Consider the following 17487-nt stretch of genomic DNA (forward strand, 5'->3'; position numbering starts at 1 on the left):
TCCCGGGCAGTCCCGAGGCGTTTCCCGGCCGCGGGGGCGGCCCGTACGACCGTTTCGCACGGATGGCCGGGATCGGCCGGCCGAGTCACCCGCCGCCTGGCGCATCCCGGCCGTCGCGGTTTACGCTGGTCGGGTGCCGGACGATGTGGGGGGCAGGCCGTACGCCGACGGCGACGAGCCCGACAGCCACCACCACGGAGGAGCGGACGAGGAGTTCGCCGCCGTGGTCCTCGACGAGGACTTCGTCCGTTCGGCCCACTTCCACGAGCCCAGCGCCGTGGAGCGCATGGTCGGCGCCGCGGAGGCGCGGGCCCAGGCCGAGGCCGTCCTCGGCGACGCCGCGCTGGACGAGCGGTTGTACGACGGCTGGGACGATCCGGACGCCCCCGACCCGTACGGCCCCTACGGCGGCGCCCTGCGCCCGTACCGCGGCCACGGGCACTGGCAGCGCCCCGTCGCCCTGCTGCTCGCCCTCCTCCTGGGCGTCGGCATCGTCGCCCTGTCCTTCGCCGCCGTCTACCGCTCCGGCCCCGGCGGCCGGGAGGACGCCCCGCCCCCCGGCGGCTCCAGCCCGTCGGCGACGACCGGCGCGGACGCCCGCGAGCCGTCCCTGACCCCGCGCTGAACCGCGCGCCCGGCGGGCGCCGGCACCGGTACGACACCGGGCGGCAACCGCTTCCGCCCGATTGGTCCTCACCCTCCCCCTACGCCCCGCGGGCGTGGGCCGTACCCCCACGGCGCGGCGGGAAGTTGGCGTTGACGCGGCGGTTTACGCGGGGCGCGGCGGACCTACTCTTCTGTATATGGCCGGGCACGAAGGCCCGCCCGACGGGACACCCGAGCGCGCCCCGGGAGGCGGAGACGACGAATACCGCTCCATCGTCTTCGATGAGGCGTTCGTCAAGGCTGCCCGGCTGGAGGAGTACTCCGCCCGCGAGCGCGTCGGCGACCACACCCCCGCCGTACGCAGCCGCCGCCCCCAGCGCCCCGGTGCGTCCCGGCAGGCCCTCGTGCTCGTGCTGCTCATCGCGCTCGCCTTCGGCACCGCCATCTACATGGGCGTACGCCACCCCTACCGGCAGCCCGGCGTCCCCGCCGCGGCGCCGCTGCGCAGCACCGTCGTGCCGCTGACGCCCGAGGGCCCGGTGCCCGGCGGCGAGCCGGCGGAGCTGATCGCGGACAGCCCGGCCGCGGACTTCGGCACCGGCGCCTCCGGCATCGAGCTGCCGGATCCGGGGTCGACCCGGCACTTCACCGAGGAGCAGGTGGTCCAGGCGCTCACCGCCAGCAAGGACTACCTCGTCACCTCCGCGGTCGACGTCCGCACGCTGACCGGCGACAACGTGCGCGACGTACGCATCCAGCTCGACCCGCAGCAGCACGGGCAGTTCGACCAGAGCATCGCCCGCCCCGCCGACGACGGCCGGCACGCCGCGACCGGCTGGATGATCCGCTTCGACCCCGAGCACGTGCGGCTGGCCGACCGGAACGTACGGGTCGACGGCGCGGTGACGTACGCGGAGGTCGGCGACCAGGAGCTGGAGGTCAGCGCCGACCACGTCTTCGTCTACGCGCTGAGCCCGGCCAAGGCGTCCGCGGCGGCGGCCGAGGAGGCGTCGCTGTTCACCGTGCGCCGCCAGGTGCGTATCCGCTTCGACCACGACGACCTGCGCGACCGCCAGCTGGAGCTGGCCGAGACCTCGCTGACCGCCGGGCCGCTGGCGTGCACGGCGGACGCCTCGGCGTATCTGCGGCCGCTGCTGGCCGGCGAGCGGGACCCGCAGAAGGCGCCGCACGGCACGAACCCGTTCGCGACGCCGGGGCAGTTGAGCGGGTCGCTGTGCGGCGTGCTGGACACGGGGCAGGCGACGCACACGTCGTAGTGCGTGCGGCCCGCGGACCGTACGGACCGGGCGCGGGGACTCCTCGTACGACTCGTACGACGGGACGCACCGCGACGGCACGCCGGAACGCCGCCGCCGCCCCGGGACGACGGGGCGGCGACGGCGTTCTCGGCTACGGCGTACGGCGGGCGCGCGTGCTGTGCGGAGGGGGGACGGTGCTCAGTTGGGCGAGGGGTCCGAGGGGCCGGCGCCGTCCGACGGGCCGGAGCCGCCGGAGCCGCGGCTGTTGAAGCGGTCCCGCAGCTTGCCGCCAATGTCGGCGGTGCCGCCCGCGATGTCGTTCACGAGCCGCAGCAGCGGGTCCTTGCTGCTCTTCACCGTGTCCGCGTAGCTGCTGGCCGACTCGCGGAAGGACTCGCGCGCGGAGGCGTCCTTGTCCTCGTCGCGCCGCGGGTAGTGGCCGTCCATGATCCGCTGGTAGTCGCGGCTCTCCGACCACTTCTTCAGCTCGGCGGCGCGGATGGTGGTGAACGGGTGGCTGCGCGGCAGCACGTTGAGGATCTTCAGGACGGAGTCGCGGACGTCGCCGCCGCGGTCGTACTCCTCGGCCTGTGCGAGGAACGCGTCGACGTTCATCTCGTGCAGGTGGTTGCCGCCGGCGAGCTTCATCAGCCCGCGCATCGACGCCTCCAGGTCCTGCCCGACGAGCAGCCCGGCGCGGTCCGCGGACAGCTCCGACTTGCGGAACCACTCCAGCAGTGCCGCGATGATGGCCCGGATCGCCAGGGCGCCCAGCGGGATCCAGGCGAGCGCGAGGGCGAGGTTGGTCAGGAAGAGCATGATCGTGCGGTACACCGAGTGGCCGGAGAGGGCGTGGCCCACCTCGTGCCCGACGACGGCCCGCATCTCCTCCTCGTCGAGGAGCTCGACGAGGCCGGTGGTGACCACGATGATCGGCTCGTCCATGCCGATGCACATCGCGTTCGGCTGGGGGTCCTGCTTGACGTACATCTGCGGGACCTTCTCCAGGTCCAGGATGTAACAGGCGTCGCGCAGCATGTCGTGCAGGTGCTGGAACTGCTGGTCGCCGACCCGCACCGAGTCGGAGAGGAACAGCAGCCGCAGCGAGCGCTCCGGCAGCATGCCGGAGATCGCCTTGAAGACCTTGTCGAAGCCGGTGAGCTTGCGCAGCGAGACGAGCGCGGAGCGGTCGGCCGGGTGTTCGTACGCCCGCGAGGAGATTCCCGGGAACCTCTTGCGTTCTCGGCTTGGCACGTTCTTGTTGAGTTCAGGCATGCTGTCCGTCCCCTCCCCGTACGTCTGACCCCCAAGGCTAGTGCGACAACGGGCCGGCGCGGCCGGGAGTTCCGTAGCAGGTTCGTCACGGCATCCGTACCCGGCCGTGACCTCGGCCGCCGCCCGCGGCGACCCCGGCCGGCGCCCCCCCGATGGCGGAGCCGCCGTGGGGGTGTGCCGCGGACCCGCTTACGATGTCGAGGCACGCCCACCCGACGACACGGATTGGCCACAGTGACCATGAGCGCTCTGACCGCCGCCCACGACCTCGCCGTGAACCTCGCCTCCTCCTCCGGGGGCGGTGGCGGCGGTGAGCACGGGAGCGACGACTCCGCCCTCAACCCGTACTTCGTCGGCGGGAGCGCACTGTTCATCCTGCTGCTCCTGCTGTTCATCACCACCCGCTTCAACCGGGACCGCTGACGGCGGTGAAGCGCAGGCTGGGGGTGATGGGCGGGACGTTCGATCCCATCCACCACGGGCACCTGGTGGCGGCGAGCGAGGTGGCGGCCCGCTTCCACCTCGACGAGGTGATCTTCGTGCCCACGGGGGAGCCCTGGCAGAAGGGCGACAAGGTGGTCTCGCCGCGCGAGGACCGCTATCTGATGACCGTGATCGCCACGGCGTCGAACCCGCAGTTCTCTGTCAGCCGCATCGACATCGACCGCGAGGGTCCGACCTACACGATCGACACGCTCCGGGAGCTGCACGGGCTCGAACCGGAGGCCGAGCTGTTCTTCATCACGGGCGCGGACGCGCTCTCCCAGATCTTCACCTGGCGGGGCGCCGAGGAACTGTTCGCGCTGGCCCATTTCATCGGCGTGACCAGGCCGGGACACCGCTTGCACGACCCCGGGCTGCCGGAAGGCAGGATGTTCCTGATCGAGGTCCCGGCGCTCGCCATCTCGTCCACGGATTGCCGGGAACGGGTGGCCCGCGACGAACCCGTCTGGTATTTGGTGCCAGATGGGGTAGTGCGCTACATCAACAAGCGAAGGCTTTACCGCGACGGGGACTGACGCGCAGGATCGAGAAGGCGGCGGGGGCCGCACGGGGAGCGAAGGGTAAGCACGGGGGACCATGGGCGGGGGACGCCCATTATGGAAGGGGCACCAGTGAACGACGGATACCGCGGCCCGCAGGGCCACGACCCGTACCAGGACCCCTACGCCCGCGGCTACGACCCGTACGGCCAGCAGGGCTATGCCTACGACCAGCAGGAGGCCCAGCAGGGGGCCTCCCAGGACCCGGGCGGTCAGGGCTACCCGGACCCGTCCTCCGGCTACGGGTACGACTACGACCCGTACACCCAGCAGCAGCCCCCGCAGCAGGCCCCCCACCCCCAGGCGCAGCAGCACTATCCGGCCCAGGCCCCCCACCCCCAGGCCCCCCACCCCCGGGCGCAGCAGCACCACGCCCCGCACGCCCCGCCCCCGGCCGTCGGGTACGACTACGACTACGACCCCTACGGCCCCGCCGCCCACTCCGGCGAGCAGCCCGTGACGTCCGCGCCGCCCGACGGCGACTGGGGGCGCGTCCCGCACCAGCGCCCGCCGGAGCACGAGCCGCGCGAGTACGCCACCGAGCAGTTCTCCTTTGTAGAGGACGAGACAGAGTCCTCCGAAGACGTCATCGACTGGCTGAAGTTCACCGAGAGCCGCACCGAGCGCCGCGAGGAGGCCAAGCGCCGCGGCCGCAACCGCCGGGTCGCGCTGCTGGTGGTCATGGTCCTCGCCGTGCTCGGCGGCAGCGGTTACCTGTGGGCCACCGACCGGCTCCCCTTCGTCGGCGAGGAGTCCGGGCCCGCGGCGGCGGGTGAGGAGCAGCGCGACACCCTCGTGGTGCACCTGCACAACACCGACGGCGGCGGCAGCGCCACGGCGCTGCTCGTGAACAACGCCACCACCGGCAAGGGCACCACCGTGCTGCTCCCCAACGACCTCGCCGTCTCCGGCGACGACGGCACCGCCACCACCCTCGGCCAGTCCGTCGACGAGCAGGGCGCGGGCGCCACCCGGGACTCGATCGACGCGCTGCTGGGCTCGCAGATCAAGGGCAGCTGGCGGCTGGACACCCCGTACCTGGAGATCCTCGTGGAGGGCGTCGGCGGCATCGTCGTCGACGCCGACGCGACCGTGCCCGGCCTGAAGAAGGGCGACGACCCGCTGGTCGAGAAGGGCCAGCAGCGCCGCCTCAACGGCGAGCAGGCCATCGCCTACGCCACCCACCTGGCGGACGGCGAGCCGCAGACGGCCCAGCTGGGGCGGTTCGGGCAGGTCATGCAGGCGGTGCTGAAGAACCTGCCGAGCGACACGGCCGGGGCGAAGAGCCTGGTCAAGTCCATGGGCATGGTGCTCGACCCATCGCTCTCCGAAGCCGAGCTGGCCGCGTCCCTGGCCTCGCTGTCGGAGCTGGCCAAGGAGGGCGCGTACGCGACCGAGACGCTGGACGTCGGCGCCGACGGGCGGCCCAGCGAGCAGGCCACGCAGAAGGTCGTCGAGGACGTGCTCGGCGGCACCGTCAAGAGCCCGGAGGGCGCCACGGCCGCGCGGGTCAGCGTGCAGAACGGCGCCGGGAGCGCGAAGCCGGCGGAGACGGCGAAGGTCGCGCTGGTCAACGGCGGGTTCACGTTCGTCGACGGCGGCCAGGCGGCGGAGCCGGCGGCGACGTCCGAGGTGCGCTACGCGGACGCGGCGGCGAAGGAGCAGGCCGTGCAGGTCGCGAAGACGCTGGGGCTGGACGAGAAGGCGGTGGCGGAGGGCAAGACGCCGGCGAACGCGGATGTGGCGGTCGTCCTCGGGCAGGACTACGAGGGGTGACGATGCCGCGAGCCGCGGCGCTGTCGTACAGGCGTGAGATCCTGGAATGCGTATCCACAGCGATACCCCTAGTTCCTGACAGATAGCTCCCGACAGAAGTGGACAGCCCCGCCCGTGACCGCAACGGACCGCTCCATCGACCTGGTCAGCACCGCGGCGCAGGCCGCCGCCGACAAGCTCGCACACGACATCGTCGCGTACGACGTCAGCGACGTCCTCGCCATCACCGACGCCTTCCTGCTCGCCTCGGCGCCCAACGACCGCCAGGTCAAGGCGATCGTGGACGGCATCGAGGAGGCGCTGCTGAAAGAGCGCGGCGCCAAGCCGGTGCGGCGCGAGGGCGAGCGGGACGGCCGCTGGGTCCTGCTGGACTTCTCGGACATCGTGGTCCACGTGCAGCACTCCGAGGAGCGGGTGTTCTACGCGCTGGAGCGGCTCTGGAAGGACTGCCCGGAGCTGGACCTGCCGCCGGACGCGGTGGCCACCCGCGGGCGCGCCGCGGAGTACGCGGAGGCGAACGGCGACGGGTCCCGTCGGGATGCGTGACCGCCGGATCGTCCTCTGGCGGCACGGCCAGACGGCCTGGAACCTGGAGCGGCGCTTCCAGGGCCAGACCGACATCGACCTGACCGAGGCGGGCGTGCTGCAGGCGCGGCGCGCCGCCCGGCTGCTGACGGCGCTGCGGCCGGACGCGATGATCTCCTCCGACCTGCTGCGCACGCGCGCCACGGCGACGGAGCTGGCGTCGCTGACGGGCCTCGACGTGACGTACGACAGCGCGCTGCGGGAGACGTACGCGGGCGTCTGGCAGGGGCTGACGCACGACGAGATCATCGCGCGGCACGGCGAGCAGTACGCGGCGTGGAAGCGCGGCGAGCCGGTGCGGCGCGGGGGCGGCGAGCTGGAGACCGAGGTCGCGGACCGGGCGGCGCCGGTGGTGCTGGCGCACGCCGACAAGCTGTCGGACGTCGGCACGCTGGTGGTGGTCAGCCACGGCGGCACGATCCGGACGACGATCGGGCGGCTGCTGGGCCTGGAGCCGCGGAACTGGGAGGCGCTGGGCGGGCTGTCGAACTGCAGCTGGTCGGTGCTCGGTGAGTCCGTGGTCGGCTGGCGGCTGCTGGAGCACAATGCGGGCAGCCTGCCGGAGCCGGTGCTCGGCGACGACACGTGAGCCGCCGGGGCGGCGGGCGGAGGTCTGCGGTCTGCGGCCGGGAAACCGATTTTTGTTTCCGGGCGCCTTCCCGCTAAGATTTAGCTCGTTCGCCCGCCGGGAACGGCTGGGCAGCGGGGCTATAGCTCAGTTGGTAGAGCGCTTGCATGGCATGCAAGAGGTCAGGAGTTCGATTCTCCTTAGCTCCACGCGATCGACCCTCAGGATCCCGTCCCGCTGGGGCGGGATTCGTTCTTTTCCGGGCTTCCCAGGGCGGCCTGGCGGGCCCGCTCCTCTGACAGCGGGCGGGCGTGGGCCGGGCAGCCGATCAGCGGGTCCTCCAGGGTCCGCAGACCGTCGAGGAGCTTCTTGCTGACGTCGTCCGCGGGGGAGTAGACCACGATCCGGGTCTCCGGCATGCCCGTGATCGTCAGCGACGTCGATATGCAGCGCAGCTCGCCGACCGAGGCGTGCTGCACGATCTTGATGCGCGAGCCCGGCGGCGCCACGTCCCCCCGGCGCCACATCTCCGCGAAGTCCTCGCTGCCCTCGCACAGGCTGCGGATCAGCCCCTCCCACGAGGGCTCGCCGACGTGCCGCCCGTACGCCCCGCGGAACGTCGCCACCAGCATCGGCAGCTCCTCGTCCCGGTTGATCATCGCGCAGCAGCAGGCGCGTGCGGAGAAGAGCTGCCACAGCACGTTCCGTTGATGGGGCGGCGCGGCGCGGAGGGCGGGGAACATCCGCTCGTACAGTTCGTTGGCGGCGAGCACGTCATACCGCGAGTTGTAGACCCCGGCGGGCAGGTCCATGGCGGCCAGGATCGCGAGCACCTCCGGTCCGACAGACCGGGCGGCGGCGGTCGGCTCCGGCGCGTACGGCACCTCGGCCAGGTGGTACAGGTGCTCGCGCTCCACCCCGTCCAGCCGCAGCGTGCGCGCCACCGCGTCGAGCACCTGCGGGCTGGCGTTGATGCGCCGGCCCTGCTCCAGCCACGTGTACCAGGTCACGCCGACGCCGGAGAGCTGCGCGACCTCCTCGCGGCGCAGCCCGGGCGTACGCCGCCGCAGGCCCGGCGGCATGCCGACGTCCGCCGGGGTGATGCGCGCCCGGCGGCTGCGCAGGAATGCGGCCAGCTCCGGCCTGCGTGGCCCGTTCGCCACCGTCGCCATACTCATTCCCCCAGGGTCAGGGCTGTCGGCCCGCCGTGCCAGGTGCTGTCAGTACCAGCATCGGCAGGCTCTCATTACCAGTACAGCGCGGGGGAGATGCTGTCGTCATGCGAGACTCGACCACGACCTCCCCCCGCCGCGGCCCCGCGTCAGGCACCGCCGACACCTCCAGTAAAGCGCCCGGCACCGACAACGCGCCCGCGGTACGCACCGGCTGGCTCCTCGGCATCGTCCTGGCCGGTCAGTTCTTGGCGGTGCTCGACGTCTTCATCGTCAACGTCGCCGCCCCCACCATGCGCACCGAGCTGGGCACCTCCGGCGCCGAGCTGCAGCTGATCATCGCCGGGTACACCATCTCGTACGCCGTGCTGCTGATCACCGGCGCCCGGCTCGGCGGCCTGCTCGGTCACCGCCGCATGTACCTCGGCGGGCTGGCGCTCTTCACCGCCGCCTCGCTCGCCTGCGGGCTGGCCGCCACCTCCGGCCAGCTGATCGCGTTCCGGCTCGTGCAGGGCGTGGGCGCGGCGGCGATGATCCCGCAGGTGCTCAGCCTCATCCAGCACCACTTCCGGGGCACCGAGCGCGTCCGGGCCCTCGGCGTCTACGCGGCCGTCCTGGCCACCGGCGCCGCCGCCGGGCAGATCGTGGGCGGCGTGCTGGTCAGCGCCGACGTCTTCGGCTGGACCTGGCGCCCGGTGTTCCTGGTGAACGTGGTCGTGGGCATACCCCTGCTCGTGCTCGGCGCCCGGCTGCTGCCGCGCGACGAGCCGCGTGCCGCGGCGGGCGGTGCCCCGTCCGGCGGCGCCATCGACCGCGGCGGGCTGGTGCTGCTGGCCGCCGCGGTCACCCTGTTCACCGTGCCGCTGGTGCTCGGCCAGGAGCTGGACTGGCCCCTGTGGGGCTGGGCCATGCTGGCCGGCAGCGTCGTGGCGGCGGGGGCCTTCGCCACGTACGAGCCGAGCCTGGCCCGGCGCGGGGGCGTCCCGCTGTTCCCGCCGCGCGTGGTGCGTGCGCCGGGGATGCCCGTGGCGATCGTGCGCTCCCTGCTCGCCATGGTGCTCAACGGCGCGTTCATGTTCGTCATGGCGCTGCATCTGCAGGCCGGGCTCGGCTTCGGCGCGCTGCGCGCGGGCCTGACCTTCGTGCCGACCGCCGTCGCCTTCGGGGTCGCCGGCCTGACCTGGCAGCGGCTGCCCGAGCGGCTGCGCCCGGCGCTGGTGCCGGCCGGTTTCCTGACGACCACGGTGTCGTTCCTGGCCGTCGGGCTCGCGATGCGCGACGGCGGCGAGGGCGGCCCCGGCTTCTACGCCGGGCTGACCGGCGTCGGCGCCGGCCTGGCGCTGGCCTTCAGCCCCAACCTGACCGGCGCGCTCGCCCTCGTACGCCCCGAGGACGCGCCGCACGCCAGCGGCCTGATGACCACCACGGCACAGCTCGGCGGCCTGGTCGGCGTGGCGACGATCGGCACCCTGTATCTGGAGCGTGCGGGCACGCTGACCCTGCAGTCGTCAGCGGACGCGGTGTGGGACGCCTCTCTCGCGCTGGCCGCCGCGGGGGTGCTGGGGCTGCTCGCGGGGGTCCGGTACCGGTATCGGCGCTGACCACCTCGGCGGCGCGTGGCAGAATCACAGCATCCTCACAGGGCGGAAGCCGAAGGGAGGGCTGCGAGATGCCTTCGTGCGCCACCGGGAGGCGGCCGGCGGCCGGGACCCGCCGGCCGGGAGGGTACCGTGCCTCCGCCCTGCACTGCCCGGCCTGCGGTTCGTCGCACGTCGCGCAGGTCCTCGGTGACAACGGCGGAGTGTCCTATGTGTGCACGGCCTGCGGCCACAGCTGGAGCTGAGTGATGGGAGCACACAGCCGGAAGTGCGACTGGTGCGGAAACGGCACCCCCATCGTGCGCGACATGGAGCCCCTCAACCCCGACTACCAGTACTGGTGCGAGGAGTGCGCGCGGGCGCTGATCATAAAAGGCGACCCCATCGAGACGTACCGCGAGCTGGAGGGGGAGCCGATCTACGGCCGGCTGCTGGACGAGCACTGCACGCTCAAGCGCTTCTACTCCTTCGCGACGGCCTGACCGCCCGCGGTCGCCGGTGGGGTAGGGTGAGCCGCGCCCTGGGGGCTATAGCTCAGTTGGTAGAGCGCTTGCATGGCATGCAAGAGGTCAGGAGTTCGATTCTCCTTAGCTCCACTCACACGTCACGGACGTACGTCGGAGAACGACGTTCGCCGAGGCGTTCGACCTGCTCGCCCGGCGTTGCACCGGCATCGAAAAGGGCGCTTCGGCTCCCCTGGCGTCTGCGATACCCTGACCCCATGCGTGCCCGACGCCTTCTGCTTAGCGGGCCGCGCTGACGGCAGGAAACACTCAGCGCGGCGTCCCCTCCTGTGCGAGGGGATTTTTCGTTTCCGCATCCGACCGCGGGCAGATACCACCAGGAGCTTTGAGGACGATGAGCAGCGAGACGACGACCGCCGCCGCCACCGAGTCAGTGCCGGCGACGGCACCGCACCGCTACACCGCTGCCCTGGCCGCGGAGATCGAGGCACGCTGGCAGGACTTCTGGGAGCGCGAGGGCACGTACGCGGTGGACACGGCCGCGCCGTCCGACCGGCCCCGGAAGTTCATCATGGACATGTTCCCGTACCCCTCGGGCGCGGGCCTGCACGTGGGCCACCCGCTGGGGTACATCGCCACCGACGTCTACGCCCGCTACGAGCGCATGACGGGCCACGACGTGCTGCACACCATGGGCTTCGACGCCTTCGGCCTGCCCGCCGAGCAGTACGCCGTGCAGACCGGCACCCACCCGCGCGTCACCACCGAGGCGAACATCGCCTCCATGCGCCGCCAGCTGGGCCGGCTGGGCCTGGGGCACGACACGGACCGGTCGTTCGCCACGATCGACCCGGACTACTACAAGTGGACCCAGTGGATCTTCCTGCAGATCTTCGAGTCCTGGTACGACGAGGAGGCCGACGCCGCCCGCCCGATCGCCACCCTGGTCGAGCAGTTCGAGACCGGCAAGCGCGAGACGCCCGACGGGCGCCCTTGGGCCGCGCTGTCGGACCAGGAGCGCGCCGAGGTGCTGAGCGGCCACCGCCTGGCGTACGCCTCCGACTCGCCGGTCAACTGGTGCCCCGGCCTGGGGACCGTGCTGGCCAACGAGGAGGTCACCGCCGACGGCCGCTCCGAGCGCGGCAACTTCCCCGTCTTCAAGGCGAACCTGCGCCAGTGGATGATGCGTATCACCGCCTACGCCGACCGGCTGCTGGCCGACCTGGACGAGCTGGACTGGCCCGAGGCCATCAAGCTGCAGCAGCGCAACTGGATCGGCCGCAGCGAGGGCGCCCGCGTCGGCTTCCCCGTCGAGAGCCACGAGAACGCCGAGATCTCCGTCTTCACCACCCGTCCCGACACCCTGTTCGGCGCCACCTACATGGTGCTGGCGCCCGAGCACCCGCTGGTCGACGAGATCACCCCGGGCGGCTGGCCGCAGGGCACGCACGAGGTGTGGACCGGCGGGCACGCCACGCCCGCGGAGGCGGTGGCGACGTACCGCGTACAGGCCGCCGCCAAGTCCGACGTCGAGCGGCAGGCCGAAGCCAAGGAAAAGACCGGTGTGTTCACCGGCGCGTACGCGCTGAACCCCGTCAACGGCGAGCGCATCCCCGTCTTCATCGCCGACTACGTCCTGATGGGCTACGGCACCGGCGCCATCATGGCCGTACCCGGACAGGACGCGCGCGACTGGGCGTTCTCCGAGGTCTTCGAACTGCCCATCATCCGCACCGTGCAGCCGCCGGCGGACTGGGACGGCAAGGCGTACCCCGGCGACGGCCCCGCGATCAACTCCGCCGGGCCGGGCGTCGACCTGAACGGGCTGGAGGTGGCCGAGGCGAAGCGGAAGATCATCGCCTGGCTGGAGGACCACGGCGCCGGCGAGGGCACCGTCAGCTTCCGGCTGCGCGACTGGCTGTTCAGCCGCCAGCGCTACTGGGGCGAGCCCTTCCCCGTCGTCTACGACGAGAACGACGTCGCCCACGCCCTGCCGGAGTCGATGCTGCCGCTGGAGCTGCCTGAGGTCGAGGACTACTCTCCGCGCACCTTCGACCCGGACGACGCCGACAGCCGCCCCGAGACCCCGCTGTCGCGCAACGCCGACTGGGTGAACGTCACCCTGGACCTGGGTGACGGCGCCGGCCCGCAGCGCTACCGGCGCGAGACCAACACCATGCCCAACTGGGCCGGTTCCTGCTGGTATGAGCTGCGCTACCTGGACCCGCACAACGCCGGGCGGCTGGTCGACCCAGCGGTCGAGCGCGCCTGGATGGGCCCGGCCGAGGGCAGGCCGCACGGCGGCGTCGACCTGTACGTCGGCGGCGCCGAGCACGCCGTGCTGCACCTGCTGTACGCCCGCTTCTGGTCCAAGGTGCTGTACGACCTGGGGCATGTGTCCTCCGCCGAGCCGTTCCACAAGCTGTTCAACCAGGGCATGATCCAGGCGTACGTCTACCGCGACGGCCGCGGCTTCCCGGTGCCCGCGGCGGAGGTCGAGGAGCGCGACGGCGGCTACTGGTACGGCGGCGAGCAGGTCAGGCGCGAGCTGGGCAAGATGGGCAAGTCCCTGAAGAACGCCGTCACGCCGGACGAGATCTGCGCCGAGTACGGGGCCGACACGCTGCGGCTGTACGAGATGGCGATGGGCCCGCTGGACGTCTCCCGGCCCTGGGACACCCGCGCGGTCGTCGGGCAGTACCGGCTGCTGCAGCGGCTGTGGCGCAACGTCGTCGACGAGGCGACCGGCGCCGTCACCGTCGTGGACGAGGAGCCGGACGAGGAGACGCTGCGGGCGGTGCACAAGGCCGTCGACGGGGTCACCAGGGACATGGCGGGGCTGCGCTTCAACACCGCCATCGCGAAGGTGACGGAGCTGAACAACCACGTCACCAAGCTGCGCGCGGTGCCGCGGAGCGTCGCCGAGTCGCTGGTGAAGCTGGTCGCGCCGCTGGCGCCGCACGTCGCCGAGGAGCTGTGGCGCCGGCTGGGGCACGGGACGACGGTGGTCTACGAGGCGTTCCCGGTCGCCGACCCGCGGTACGTGGTCGACGAGACGGTGACGTGCGTGGTGCAGGTCAAGGGCAAGGTCAAGGCCCGGCTGGAGGTGTCGCCCGACATCGCGGAAGCGGAGCTGGAGGCGGCGGCGCTGGCGGACGAGGCGGTGCGGCGTGCGCTGGGCGGGGCGCCGATCCGGAAGGTGATCGTACGGGCGCCGAAGCTGGTGAACGTGGTCATCTGAAGGACTCCGCAGATGAGCGCAGTCAACTGAAGGCGTTCCCTAAGGGACGATTCCGGGGAGGGCCGGGGCGATGGGGCGCTCCCGGCCTTCTCCGTGCCCGTAGGCTAGAGGGGAGACCGCCTGCCCTGGCCGCCCCGGCCTGCGTAGCCCATGGAGGGATGCAGACCTCGTGACTCCTCCACCCCGTGAACGAGGTGGCTTCTCACTTGGCTCGGTGGAGCCTCATGACGGCCAAGCCCTGACCGCTGCCCGGGGGCAGGGCACACACTGTAGCGGAGTTGCTACGCTCCGCGCCGCCCGATCTCAGGATCGGTTTTCTCCCCGCCTGAAGGCGGGGATTCCCACCGAAGGAGGAGGGGGAGGATGGACGTCGTCGTCGCTCTGCTGGCGCTGTTCTTCGTGCTCTGTGTCGCTGCGGGCGTGGTCCTGACCGTGAAGGCGACGCGGGCGGTGAAGCGCGGCGTCGAACGTACGGTGGCCGACACCCGCAGAACGGTCCAGGAGACCACGCTCAAGGCCCGTCGCGCGGTGCAGCCGGGCGCGGCCGGTGACATCGCGGGCCTGCGGCTCTCCCTGCGGAACGCGATCGACGCCACCCGCCGCGAGCTGGAGCACGCCGTGCAGGTCGACCCCGGGCTGCGCGAGTCGATCGGCCTGCTGGACCGCCTCCACGAGTACGCGCGCCAGGTCGACGGCGAACTGCGGCACCTGGAGCGGGAGCCGGACAAGTCGCGCGTCGCGGAGCGGCTGCCGGAGCTGCGGAGCCGGGCGGAGCGGATCGCGCAGTCGGCGAACTCGCTGCGCTGGGCGGCGCAGGACCGCGCGCGGCACACGGCGGCGGACGGCGACGGGCTGGACGCGCTGACGACGCAGATCGACCTGGAGACGGGGGCACTGCGGCACTGGACGCCGGCGGAGGAGCGGAAGGCGGACTCCACGGGCACTGCGAACTCCACGAACTCCACGGACTCCACGGACTCCACGGGAGCTGCCGCGGCGGCGTCCGGCGAAGAGGCGCGGCCGGCGGGTGGCGCGACCCGGTCCCCGAAGCAGCAGCCGGCGTTCTCGTCCGGCGGGAGTCCGGAGGGGCAGGACGCCTTCCAGGCGCTGCTGTCGAAGATCGAGAAGCTGCGCAAACCGGAGTCGGCGTAGGGCGTACCGCCCCCCGGTGCACCTCGCTTGACCTCGGCGGACTCCCTAGCCCGTACGCGCCGTGCGGGCCCTCGGCTGCGGGGTGTTCGGCGTGCCCAGTAGTGTCTTGGGCATGTCCCCCGATGTCGCGATCGTCGCCGATTCCACGGCCTATCTGCCGCCCGAGGCGATGCGGCGGCACGGCATCATCTCCGTCCCGCTGACCGTCGTACTCGGCGACCGGGCGCTGGAGGAGGGCACCGAGGTCTCCGCCCGGTCGCTGGCGGAGGCGCTGCGCAAACGGAACCCGGTCACGACGTCGCGGCCGAGCCCGGCGCGGTTCGCGGAGACGTACCGGAAGGCGGCGGAGGCGGGCGCGCGGGGCATCGTGTCGCTGCACCTGTCGGCGGAGTTCTCCGGGACGTACGACGCGGCGGTGCTGGCGGCGAAGGAGGCGCCGGTGCCGGTGCGGGTGGTGGACACCCGGATGGTGGCGATGGCCCTCGGCTTCTGCGCGATCGCCGCCGCGGAGGCGGCGGAGGCGGGCGGTTCGGTGGACGACGCGGTGGCGGCGGCGGAGCGGCGGGCGGCGGGGACGTCGGCGTTCTTCTACGTCGACACCCTGGACTACCTGCGGCGGGGCGGCCGGATCGGGACCGCCCAGGCGCTGCTGGGCTCGGCGCTGGCGGTCAAGCCGCTGCTGCGGCTGGACGGCGGGCGGATCGAGTTGCTGGAGAAGGTCCGTACGGCGGGCCGGGCGATCCTGCGGCTGGAGGAGCTGGTGCTCGACCGGGCGGCGGCGGGCCCGGTGGACGTCGCGGTCCACCATCTGGCGGCGGCGGAGCGGGCGGCGGAGCTGGCGGACCGGCTGCGGGAGCGGGTGCCGGGGGTGGGGGAGCTGCACCTGAGCGAGGTCGGTGCGGTGATCGGGGCGCACACGGGGCCAGGGCTGCTGGGAGCGGTGGTGTCGCGGCGGGGTGCGTAGGCCCGCGGGGTCGCGGGTTGTCGCGAGTTGTCCACAACCGGCGGGTTATCCACAGGAATTGACGGTGATCAGCCGGGGGTGGGGGCGGGGCTCGTACCTTCGGGTCATGAGCGCACGGACGGAGACCAGGGGACCGGGTCGGCACGAGCTGCGGAGGCGCCGGCTGCGCGGGAGCGCGGCCGGGGGAGGCCCGGAGCGGGCGCGGCGGCGGGCGGTGGCGGCGGGTGAGAGCCCGCGGGCCGCACGAACGCCGCGGGAGCGCCTGCGAGCCAGAGCCACGACGATGTTCACGCCACCGCCCCCGCGATCCCGCCACCCGCCGGACGGCCCGGCCCCGCCGCTGCGCTGGTCGAGCCAGGACCTACCGCGGTTTCCGCGGAGGGGGGCGGGTGAGGACGCGGGGGCGGCGGAGCCGGGCCGGGGTGGTGCGGGAGGCTCGGGACGGCGTGCGGAGGTAGAGCGGCGCGGGTTGGCGCCTGCGCTCCTGCTCCCGGGCCCGGTCCCGTCGCCGGAGGCGGGGCGCAGTAGAGTGCGTGGCTCGGCGCCGCGCGCGGTGGCCGAGCCGTACGGGCCGGAGCCCGGGGGCCCGCCTGCGCCGCCTGAGTCGGGCCGGCGTGGTGCGGGTGGCCCGGGGGGACGCCGGGGCGGCGCGGTGCGCTTTGGCGGGCCCGCGACGGGGGAGCTGCGCCGGGCGGTGCCTGCCGCCCCGTCGGCCCGTGTCGCCGAGCCCGCTCCCGCCACCGTGTACGTGGCCGGCCCCGGCGCTGCGAGCGCTCCCGCGTCGGTGCCCGTCCCTGTCTCGGTGCCGGCCTCCGGCTCCACCTCCTCCCGGCGGGAGGCCGAGGGCGAACCGGCCGGGGGCGAGGGGGAGATGGGGCGGCGGGAGCGGTGGCGGACGGCGGTGCGGGAGCGGCTGCCGGTGTGGATCCGACTGCGGTGCGGGCTGGAGCCCGCGACGTGCGCCGCCCTGGTGCTGGTGCTCGTCGCCGGGGTGGCTCTCGCCGCGTACCACTTCTGGTCCGGCCGGCCCCAGCCCGTACCGGCGCCGGAGGCACACGGCTCCCTGCCACCGCCGGTCACCGGGGCCGCGGACGCGCCGGAGTCCGGCACCGGCACCGGCACCGGTGCGGCGGCGGAGGTGGTGGTGGACGTCGTCGGCAAGGTGCGCGAGCCCGGTGTCCACCGGCTGCCCGAAGGGTCGCGGGTCGAGGACGCCTTACGCGCCGCCGGCGGCGTCCGCGCCGGCGCGGAGGCGGACGGGCTCAACCGGGCCCGCCCGCTGGTCGACGGTGAGCAGATCGTCGTCGGCGAGCCGCCACCGGCGGCCCCGGGCGCACCGCCCGCGGCACCGGCCGGCGGCGCGAGCCCACCGGCGGCGGGCGGCTCGCCGACGACCGGACCTGCGGCGGTCGTGAGCCTCAACTCGGCGACGGTGGATCAGCTGGACACGCTGCCCGGCATCGGCCCCGTGCTGGCCCAGCACATCATCGACTACCGCGACCAGAACGGCGGCTTCACCGACATCGAGCAGCTCCGCGACGTGAACGGCATCGGCGACAGCCGCTTCGCGGACCTCCGTCCCCATGTCCAGCCGTGACGCCGCCCCCGCCACGACCACTGCCACCGCTACGACCTCAGCTACGACCTCAGCTACGACCTCCGCCACGGTCACCGCCGCGGCACCCGGGCGCTCTCCGGCGCCACGGGAACGTCGCGGAGCCCGGGGCGGGGCGGCGGACGCACCACGGGGGAGCGGGGCGGCGGTCTCGTCCGGTGCGGCGGGA

15 protein-coding genes and 2 tRNA genes are annotated in these 17487 nt (G+C 73.2%); 15 read left to right on the forward strand and 2 right to left on the reverse strand.

Features of this window, described 5'->3' with window-relative positions; genetic code table 11:
- The first annotated feature begins 133 nt into the window (after nt 1–133).
- Nucleotides 134–625 (forward strand): SCO2584 family spore wall biosynthesis protein, encoded by a 492-nt coding sequence (locus T328_RS17510; RefSeq protein WP_496496997.1) that lies wholly within the window; start codon nt 134–136, stop codon nt 623–625.
- A gap of 178 nt (nt 626–803) precedes the next feature.
- Nucleotides 804–1883: an SCO2583 family membrane protein gene (locus T328_RS17515; RefSeq protein ID WP_496496998.1), complete on the forward strand. Its 1080-nt coding sequence runs from the start codon at nt 804–806 to the stop codon at nt 1881–1883.
- Nucleotides 1884–2063: 180 nt separating this feature from the next.
- Here the strand turns inward: T328_RS17515 and T328_RS17520 are convergent, their stop codons facing one another.
- On the reverse strand, nt 2064–3140 hold the full coding sequence (locus T328_RS17520; protein WP_496496999.1) for a M48 family metallopeptidase: 1077 nt from the start codon (nt 3138–3140) through the stop codon (nt 2064–2066).
- A gap of 240 nt (nt 3141–3380) precedes the next feature.
- On the opposite strand from T328_RS17520, the gene T328_RS17525 reads away from it, so the two are divergent.
- The 6 genes from T328_RS17525 (at nt 3381) to T328_RS17550 (ending at nt 7321) form a co-directional block, all read left to right on the forward strand.
- Nucleotides 3381–3563, forward strand: a complete 183-nt coding sequence (locus T328_RS17525) for a hypothetical protein (RefSeq protein WP_496497000.1) — start codon at nt 3381–3383, stop codon at nt 3561–3563.
- Complete coding sequence (gene nadD / locus T328_RS17530; RefSeq protein ID WP_496497074.1) at nt 3560–4159, forward strand: nicotinate-nucleotide adenylyltransferase; 600 nt, start codon at nt 3560–3562, stop codon at nt 4157–4159. Before T328_RS17525 ends, nadD begins: the two co-directional genes overlap by 4 nt.
- Nucleotides 4160–4255: 96 nt before the next feature.
- On the forward strand, nt 4256–5959 hold the full coding sequence (locus T328_RS17535; RefSeq protein WP_496497001.1) for an LCP family protein: 1704 nt from the start codon (nt 4256–4258) through the stop codon (nt 5957–5959).
- 114 nt (nt 5960–6073) lie between these two features.
- Nucleotides 6074–6505 carry a ribosome silencing factor gene (rsfS, locus tag T328_RS17540; RefSeq protein ID WP_496497002.1) on the forward strand — a complete coding sequence of 144 codons (432 nt, stop codon included), beginning with the start codon at nt 6074–6076 and terminating at the stop codon, nt 6503–6505.
- The gene (locus tag T328_RS17545) at nt 6498–7133 is read left to right on the forward strand and encodes a histidine phosphatase family protein (RefSeq protein ID WP_496497003.1); all 636 of its coding nucleotides are present in this window, start codon (nt 6498–6500) and stop codon (nt 7131–7133) included. The genes rsfS and T328_RS17545 overlap by 8 nt, the downstream gene beginning before the upstream one ends.
- A gap of 115 nt (nt 7134–7248) precedes the next feature.
- Nucleotides 7249–7321 (forward strand) — tRNA-Ala (locus T328_RS17550).
- A gap of 12 nt (nt 7322–7333) precedes the next feature.
- Here T328_RS17550 and T328_RS17555 read toward each other — a convergent pair.
- Entirely contained in the window at nt 7334–8290 is a 957-nt protein-coding gene (locus tag T328_RS17555; protein ID WP_496497004.1) for a helix-turn-helix transcriptional regulator, read from the reverse strand.
- Between the two features lie 101 nt (nt 8291–8391).
- Here T328_RS17555 and T328_RS17560 point away from each other — a divergent pair, with 101 nt between their 5' ends.
- The 7 genes from T328_RS17560 (at nt 8392) to T328_RS17590 (ending at nt 17300) form a co-directional block, all read left to right on the forward strand.
- Nucleotides 8392–9885 (forward strand): MFS transporter, encoded by a 1494-nt coding sequence (locus tag T328_RS17560; RefSeq protein WP_496497005.1) that lies wholly within the window; start codon nt 8392–8394, stop codon nt 9883–9885.
- A 245-nt stretch (nt 9886–10130) separates the two neighbouring features.
- Nucleotides 10131–10364 carry a hypothetical protein gene (locus T328_RS17565; protein ID WP_026276023.1) on the forward strand — a complete coding sequence of 78 codons (234 nt, stop codon included), beginning with the start codon at nt 10131–10133 and terminating at the stop codon, nt 10362–10364.
- Nucleotides 10365–10405: 41 nt separating this feature from the next.
- Nucleotides 10406–10478 (forward strand) — tRNA-Ala (locus tag T328_RS17570).
- A gap of 262 nt (nt 10479–10740) precedes the next feature.
- Nucleotides 10741–13587 (forward strand): leucine--tRNA ligase, encoded by a 2847-nt coding sequence (gene leuS, locus T328_RS17575; protein WP_496497006.1) that lies wholly within the window; start codon nt 10741–10743, stop codon nt 13585–13587.
- 363 nt (nt 13588–13950) lie between these two features.
- A complete protein-coding gene (locus T328_RS17580) occupies nt 13951–14739 on the forward strand; it encodes a hypothetical protein (protein ID WP_496497007.1) in 789 nt (262 codons plus the stop codon).
- Between the two features lie 112 nt (nt 14740–14851).
- Nucleotides 14852–15703: a DegV family protein gene (locus T328_RS17585; RefSeq protein WP_496497008.1), complete on the forward strand. Its 852-nt coding sequence runs from the start codon at nt 14852–14854 to the stop codon at nt 15701–15703.
- Between the two features lie 694 nt (nt 15704–16397).
- Entirely contained in the window at nt 16398–17300 is a 903-nt protein-coding gene (locus tag T328_RS17590) for a ComEA family DNA-binding protein (protein WP_496497009.1), read from the forward strand.
- Nucleotides 17301–17487: the final 187 nt, after the last annotated feature.

It is taken from the genome of Streptomyces sp. CNX435 (assembly GCF_059570575.1).

Coding starts and splice junctions, on each gene's coding strand:
- T328_RS17560 (WP_496497005.1), top strand. CDS start 8,392: ATGCGAGACTCGACCACGACCTCCCCCCGCCGCGGCCCCGCGTCAGGC.
- T328_RS17555 (WP_496497004.1), bottom strand. CDS start 8,290: ATGAGTATGGCGACGGTGGCGAACGGGCCACGCAGGCCGGAGCTGGCC.
- T328_RS17565 (WP_026276023.1), top strand. CDS start 10,131: ATGGGAGCACACAGCCGGAAGTGCGACTGGTGCGGAAACGGCACCCCC.
- T328_RS17585 (WP_496497008.1), top strand. CDS start 14,852: ATGTCCCCCGATGTCGCGATCGTCGCCGATTCCACGGCCTATCTGCCG.
- T328_RS17515 (WP_496496998.1), top strand. CDS start 804: ATGGCCGGGCACGAAGGCCCGCCCGACGGGACACCCGAGCGCGCCCCG.
- T328_RS17580 (WP_496497007.1), top strand. CDS start 13,951: ATGGACGTCGTCGTCGCTCTGCTGGCGCTGTTCTTCGTGCTCTGTGTC.
- T328_RS17525 (WP_496497000.1), top strand. CDS start 3,381: ATGAGCGCTCTGACCGCCGCCCACGACCTCGCCGTGAACCTCGCCTCC.
- leuS (WP_496497006.1), top strand. CDS start 10,741: ATGAGCAGCGAGACGACGACCGCCGCCGCCACCGAGTCAGTGCCGGCG.
- T328_RS17520 (WP_496496999.1), bottom strand. CDS start 3,140: ATGCCTGAACTCAACAAGAACGTGCCAAGCCGAGAACGCAAGAGGTTC.
- T328_RS17545 (WP_496497003.1), top strand. CDS start 6,498: ATGCGTGACCGCCGGATCGTCCTCTGGCGGCACGGCCAGACGGCCTGG.